This is a genomic window from uncultured Mailhella sp. (genome assembly GCF_944324575.1).
Lineage (GTDB): Bacteria > Desulfobacterota > Desulfovibrionia > Desulfovibrionales > Desulfovibrionaceae > Mailhella.
The window spans coordinates 1-6,454 of record NZ_CALUWV010000107.1 but is presented as its reverse complement, the minus strand read 5'-3'; the positions used below and the strand labels follow the sequence as shown (position 1 = coordinate 6,454).

At 57.7% G+C, this 6,454-nt stretch carries 4 protein-coding genes; 1 reads left to right on the top strand and 3 read right to left on the bottom strand.

Annotated elements, in window-relative coordinates; all coding sequences use genetic code 11:
• Positions 1–136: 136 nt before the first annotated feature.
• Positions 137–1,651 (top strand): PHB depolymerase family esterase, encoded by a 1,515-nt coding sequence (locus Q0J81_RS09810; protein ID WP_294447512.1) that lies wholly within the window; start codon positions 137–139, stop codon positions 1,649–1,651.
• 458 nt (positions 1,652–2,109) lie between these two features.
• On the opposite strand, the gene Q0J81_RS09805 is transcribed toward Q0J81_RS09810, so the two are convergent.
• From Q0J81_RS09805 to Q0J81_RS09795, 3 genes are all read right to left on the bottom strand, one after another.
• Positions 2,110–3,009 (bottom strand): LysR family transcriptional regulator, encoded by a 900-nt coding sequence (locus Q0J81_RS09805; protein ID WP_294447511.1) that lies wholly within the window; start codon positions 3,007–3,009, stop codon positions 2,110–2,112.
• 172 nt (positions 3,010–3,181) lie between these two features.
• Positions 3,182–5,161, bottom strand: coding sequence for an NAD(P)/FAD-dependent oxidoreductase (locus Q0J81_RS09800; protein WP_294447510.1), 1,980 nt, complete (start codon positions 5,159–5,161; stop codon positions 3,182–3,184).
• 72 nt (positions 5,162–5,233) lie between these two features.
• The coding region (locus tag Q0J81_RS09795) for an FAD-dependent oxidoreductase (RefSeq protein WP_294447509.1) at positions 5,234–6,454 on the bottom strand (1,221 nt) is incomplete at its 5' end.

The following is a 6,454-nucleotide window of genomic DNA, read 5'->3' as shown; positions in this document are numbered from 1 at the left end:
CGCCCTTAAGGCGCGAGTAAGTAACAAGCCCTTACAGGGCTGAACAAGCCACCCGTTTTACGGGTGGTCCTGACTTTCTCGGGCGGCAGTCGTGCTGATCGGCGGGCCGCCCGCATGTTTAACACCGGAGGTCGTTATGAAAAAGCTGCCCCTTTGCCTTGCTCTGTCCGCTGCTTTAGCCGCGATGCTGTCTTCGTCCGTCATGGCGGCGGAAGTGGCATTTCCTGAAAAGCGTCTTCCTTCCATGAACGCAAAGCCGCGTTCCGTTGCTCCCGCGGCAACCATCGCCGAAAAGGCGGACATAGACGGATTTCAGCGCACCTGGAAGCTCTATGTGCCGGAACGATGCAAGGGCGACAGGCCGGTTCCGCTGGTGGTGGCGCTGCACGGCTTCGGCGGGCCGAGCATGGATTATTCCAGCGCATGGCACATGACGGCGGAGCGCGAGGGGTTCATCGTCCTGTATCCCGAAGCCATGTCCCCCAAATGGTGGAACATATGGGAGCTTCGGAGCGATGCTCCTGACGACGTGAGCTACCTGGACTACGTCATTGAGGACACCTGCAGGAAATACGCCGTCGATCGTTCCCGAATCTATCTCACCGGCGTTTCCATGGGCGACAACATGGCGACGACCTACGCCTTCCGCAGGGCCGACAGGCTGGCGGCAGTGGCGCCTACGGACGGTCCCACGCTTCCTTCCATTCTGGTGGACCCGAAGAGCGGAGATTTCCGCATGAGGCCGGAGTTTGCCGTGCCTTCGTTGCGTCTGCACGCCGAGCTGGACAGCATGGCCGGACTTCCCTCCACCTATCAGCAGTATTCCATCACCCAGAGTGAATACGACAGCGTGGTTCCCCTGGCTGAGAGACGGGCGCTCAGGCACATGATGGATGAAAGCATGAAGAAGCTGTGGCTCGAAAAGAACGGATGTGCCGCCCTGCCGAAGCTTCATCTTGATGAAAGGCGCAATTTCGCCATATATGCCGGGGCGGATCACTGCGACTATGTGGCCTGTTCCACGCTGGGAGAAGGGCACGGCGGCGGTTTTGAGCGCTCCGACCTTCTGTGGGACTTCCTTTCCTGCTTTGCCCGCAAGGACGGCAAGGTCATTCGTGCAAAGGCAGCCTCTCCCGTGGTCGCCGATCGCAATGCCGTGGCCATAGCTGCCGGAGCTGGGCGGGCCTATGTGGACAACACGCTGGTGGATATGCCGAAAGGCATGGCCATGGAACGAAACGGCGAGCTTTTCCTTCCCGTGTCCTTCCTGCCGGTGGCCTTCCCGGGCACGACGGTCTCCTTCGACAGAAAGAGTGAGACGGCTGTGGTGAACTGGAAGGGAAAGACACTGAAGATGGGCTCCGAGCGGCCTCTCATGCTGATGGACGGCAAGGTGCTGGACTGCCCTGAACCGTTCATGGCCAAAGGAGAGCTCATGGCCCCTGCGCGTACGCTGGCCCGTGATTTCTATGTCATGCATTATGACGATGAGTTCGAGGCTGCCTATATTTCCGAACAGCCTGCGAAGCTGAGCTACGACTTTGCCGCCGATTTTCGCGTCATGCTCGGCAGGGACAAGGCTCCCAAAGCTGATATCTCCATGGAAAAGGCCGCTGTGCAGAAGATTCTCGATTCCCGTAAAAAGCAATAGACAGAAAACGGATTCATGCAGATATGAAAACCTTTTCCCCGGTAAAAAGGATGTGAAGCAGCCAGGGGGACCGATGTCGTTTTCAGCCGGGCGGTGAGCCTGGTCAGTGACGGACACGGGCCTTCCCGGCGCCGGGGAGATTTTTATAAAACCTTCAGGGGCGGGGATTTCCCTGCCCCTTTTTCATGGGCGACTGGATGGGAAAGTTCTCTGCTCTTGGAGAGGGGTGTGCAGCGTTCAGACGTTTTTTCGATGCTGAAAGCGGGCATGGAGCTGACCAGTGGCGTTCATGCCCTTTCTGTCGGACAACGGTTACAAAATTTTTTGAGGACCGGAGGACGAGGGAGATCAACATTGCACAAGCTGCGGAGAAAATCCTGGGCGTATGAAAAAGCGTCCATGAAGGAGGCGTTGAAATCTCTTTCATGGACGCTGTCAAGCTGCGGGGAGGCTGTCTGTCAGAGATTGCAGGAGAACTGCTCAATGAGATAGTCCCAGAAGAGCTTTTCGATGGAGGAGAGTTCCGGTGCGTGAAGGGCGAAGACCTCGGCCCGGCTGTCCACTTCCGTGAGGGGAACGGGACGCTCCACAATGAGCTTTTCCATGACGCGGTAATCATGACGGAATAGATGGCAGGGCTGGATGAATGCGGCTTCGTTCTTGATGACGAGGTCGAGTATGTCTTCCTTGTTGGCAAGACGATAGGTTGTATCGAAGAAGGGCACGTAGTTGCGGGAGACCTGGTCTCTCACATCGGAGTAATAGGCCAGATTCAGAGACTTGAGATCTTCTTTTGTCAGATTTTTTTTAGACGCCAGAGGATGTTTTACGCCTAAATACAGGCGCCGTTCATCGGTGAACAGATGCTGGGATTCCCATCCCATGGCACATATCTGTTCAATAAGCTTGTTGTTGCCGGGCAGCGTGGTGAGCGCAATGTCGGCGCTTGTGGTCTTGAGTTTGCCTATGATGTCGTAATACTGGGAACTGTGGACGAAAATGGTGATCTTGGGATAGAGTTTCTGAAAGGGGACAATGATGTTCGGCGTAATGTAGCAGCTGATAATGGGCGTACAGGCCAGATGTATTTCCCCTTCCGGTTCCTGCTCATGGTACTGATTGTACCAGCCGTTGATGATGTTGAGTATTTCCACGGCGTCGCTGTGTATTTTTTCTCCTTCTGCCGTGAGAAATATGCCCCGATTTGTACGCTTGAACAAGGAAATGCCCAGTTCCGTTTCCAGACTTTTGACCGATGCGGAAAGGGCGGGTTGAGAGATGTGCAGCGTTTCCGCAGCCTTGCTGATGGAGTGAAGCCGCGTGATTTCAATGAGGTAACTCAACTGTTCAAGACGCATTAAAAATCTCCTTCCCGTATTTTCCCAGGCTCGTCAGTGTGACGGGGAGTATAATTTGTCGTGATAATATATATTGGCAGGCTGATCTCTGCAACATCCATGGATATTAAATAAAGAGGGGCAGAAGAAGCATATGTTCTTCCACCCCGTCCGGTGAGGAGTACTGTTTCAGCTACAGGGTAAGACCTGCATCGAAGCCGGTATGCACGGCATGAACGATGCTGGAAGCCTTCACGCAGTCGCCCACGCTGATGACGTCGAAGGCCACGTCTTTGAACTGGTCGCGTTCCTGGGCAAGAGGCTTGGTGCCCACGGAGATGATGACGGTGTCGGCTTCAATGAACTGTCTGCCGTCCTCATTTTCCACCCACACGCCCTTGTCGGTGATTTCCTGGCAGGTGGTCTTGACCATGGTTTTGACGTTGTTCTTCTTCAGATGGATCATGTAGGCGGTGCGCTCGGTGAGCTCCGTCTTGGAAGCGAGGTATTCGGCCATTTCCACGATGGTGCACTCATGGCCGAGGCCGTTCAGATGAATGCCGAGCTCCACGCCGATGGCGCCGCCGCCGATGATGACGACCTTCTTGCCGACCTTGTCTTCATGACCGAACACGTCGAAGGACATGGTGGCCTTCTCCACGCCGGGGATGCGGGGAACGATCTGTTCCGCGCCCACGGCCACGATGACGGCGTCGAAATCGTTTTCTTCAACGATTTCACGGGTGGCCTGCGTGTTGTAGACCACGGTGATGGCCGGGCGCTTCTTGACCTGGCGTTCCAGATATTCGTGGAACAGCTTCATTTCCTTCTTGAACCACATGGGGTCGGAGAGAAGGGCCTGTCCGCCGAGGCGGTCGGTCTTTTCGTAGAGCACCACGGAATGGCCGCGGTCGGCGCAGCTTATGGCGGCGTTCATGCCGGCCACGCCGCCGCCGATGACGGCGACTTTCTTATGACGGTCGGACGGCGGAATGCGCAGCTTCTGGGCGCTCTGGAACTGCAGCGGGTTGACCATGCAGGTGCGGTCGTAGCTCGGATAGGTGAGCAGATGCAGATCCTTGGAAATGGCCACGCGGCGGCCGTGATCGAGGCAGTAGTCGCAGCGCAGGCAGGGACGGATGTCGTCCTCGCGGCCTTCCTTGGCTTTCTTGATGATTTCAGGATCGGCCATGGCGGAGCGGCCCATGAGCACGTAGTCGGCCTGTCCCTTGGCGAGCACTTCTTCGGCGATTTCGGGGCTGTAGATGCCGCCCACCACGCCGATGGGGATGGACACGCCGGACTTCTTCACGATTTCGCTGGCCCAGGCGTTGTGCGCCACGGGATCGAAGCCGGTAGGATGCATCTTGGGACGGGTGAGGGCGTCGATGCGGTGGCCGCAGGTGATGTGCACCATGTCCACGTAATCCTGGAAGATCTTGACCTGTTCGGCCGTTTCTTCGGGCATGATGCCGCCTTCAACGCCGTCGGTGCCGTTGAGTCGCAGTTCGATGAGCAGGCTGTCGCCCACCACGCGGCGGATTTCCTTGAGTATCATGACGGGGAAGCGGCAGCGGTTTTCAATGGAGCCGCCGAACTCGTCGGTGCGGTGGTTGGTGAGCGGGGAGAGGAAGTAGTTGATAAGCCAGCCGTGGGCAAAGTGCAGCATGAGACCGTCGAAATTGGCGATCTGGGCCCAGTGGGCGTATTCGCCGAACAGAGCGGCGATTTCTTCCATTTCCGCCACCGTGGCGGCCTTGGCGCCGAGATGGGGTTCGTCGTCGGCGGCAATCTTCTTGAAGCCCTCGCGCATGTAGGGACCGCCGTGGATGAATTCCGCAAAGCTTCTGCCGTTGTAGGCGTGAACGGCACGCTGGAAGCGCTGGAAATTCATCTGGTTGCAGGTCTTGGGATTCAGATTGAAGCAGTGTTCGTGGCTGCCGTCGATGGGCACTTCCATGGGCAGGGCCACGGAGGAGAAGCCGCCGCGGATGAAGCGCATCCAGAAGTCGATGCCGAAGGTGTTGATGCGGCCGTCGCTGTCTTCGCCGCCGCCGGTGGCGCCGGTGCCGATGGGCGCAACGCGAACCCTGTTGTTGAAGAGCACCTTGTTCTTGCCTACGTACATGGGTTCAAAAAGATGAGGATATTTTTCCTTGTATATCGGTTTCATGGCAAACTCCTGGGGTATTTTGGGCATCCGCCTTCCGCGGATGCCCCGTGCATCTTTTGAAGGAATCCGGAATTACAGGGTGAGGCCCGCGTCGAAGCCGGTGTGCACGGCGTGCACGATGCTGGAAGCCTCCACGCAGTCACCCACGCTGATCACGTCGAAGGCCACGTCCTTGAACTTTTCCCGTTCGTTGACCAGCGGCTTGGTGCCCACGGCGATGATGACGGTGTCGGCTTCGAGGAACTGTCTGCCTTCCTCATTTTCCACCCACACGCCCTTGTCGTCGATTTCCTGGCAGGTGGTCTTGGCCATGGTCTTGACGTGGTTCTTGTCCAGGTTGATGAGATAGGCGGTGCGTTCGGTGAGCTGAGCCTTGGCGGCGATGTGCTCGGCCATTTCCACTACGGTGCACTCATGACCGAGACCGCTCAGATGAATGCCGAGTTCCACGCCGATGGCGCCGCCGCCGATGATGACGACCTTCTTGCCGACCTTGTCTTCATGGCCGAAGACATCGAAGGACATGGTGGCCTTTTCCACGCCGGGGATGCGGGGAACGACCTGTTCCGCACCCACGGCCACAATGACGGCGTCGAAGTCGTTTTCTTCAATGAGCTCGCGGGTAGCTTCAGTATTGTATACTACGGTAATGGCCGGGCGCTTCTTGATCTGGCGTACCAGATACTCGTGGAACAGCTTCATTTCCTTCTTGAACCACATGGGATCGGAGAGCAGAGCCTGTCCGCCGAGACGGTCGGTCTTTTCATAGATGACCACACTGTGGCCTCTTCTTTCGCAGCTCAGGGCCGCTTCCATGCCGGCTACGCCGCCGCCGATGACGGCGACCTTCTTATAACGGTCGGCCGGCGGGATGCGCAGTTTCTGGGCGCTCTGGAACTGCAGGGGGTTGGTCATGCACTGGCGGTCGTAGCTCGGATAGGTGAGCAGGTGCAGATCCTTGGAAATGGCGACGCGGCGGCCGTGGTCCATGCAGTAGTTGCAGCGCAGGCAGGGGCGGATGTCGTCTTCGCGTCCTTCCTTGGCTTTTTTGACGAGTTCGGGGTCGGCCATGGCGGAGCGGGCCATGAGCACATAGTCGGCCTGGCCTTTGGCCAGCACTTCTTCGGCCACGGCGGGATCATAGACGCCGCCCACAAGACCGATGGGAATGGTGACGCCGGACTTTTTCACGATTTCGCTGGCCCAGGCATTGTGCGCCATGGGATCGAAGCCGGTGGGATGCATCTTGGGACGGGTGAAGGCGTCGATGCGGTGGCCGCAGGTGATGTGCAC

Bases quoted from the DNA above. Each gene is read 5' to 3' on its own strand.
- Q0J81_RS09810 (WP_294447512.1), top strand. From the start codon at position 137: ATGAAAAAGCTGCCCCTTTGCCTTGCTCTGTCCGCTGCTTTAGCCGCG.
- Q0J81_RS09800 (WP_294447510.1), bottom strand. From the start codon at position 5,161: ATGAAACCGATATACAAGGAAAAATATCCTCATCTTTTTGAACCCATG.
- Q0J81_RS09805 (WP_294447511.1), bottom strand. From the start codon at position 3,009: ATGCGTCTTGAACAGTTGAGTTACCTCATTGAAATCACGCGGCTTCAC.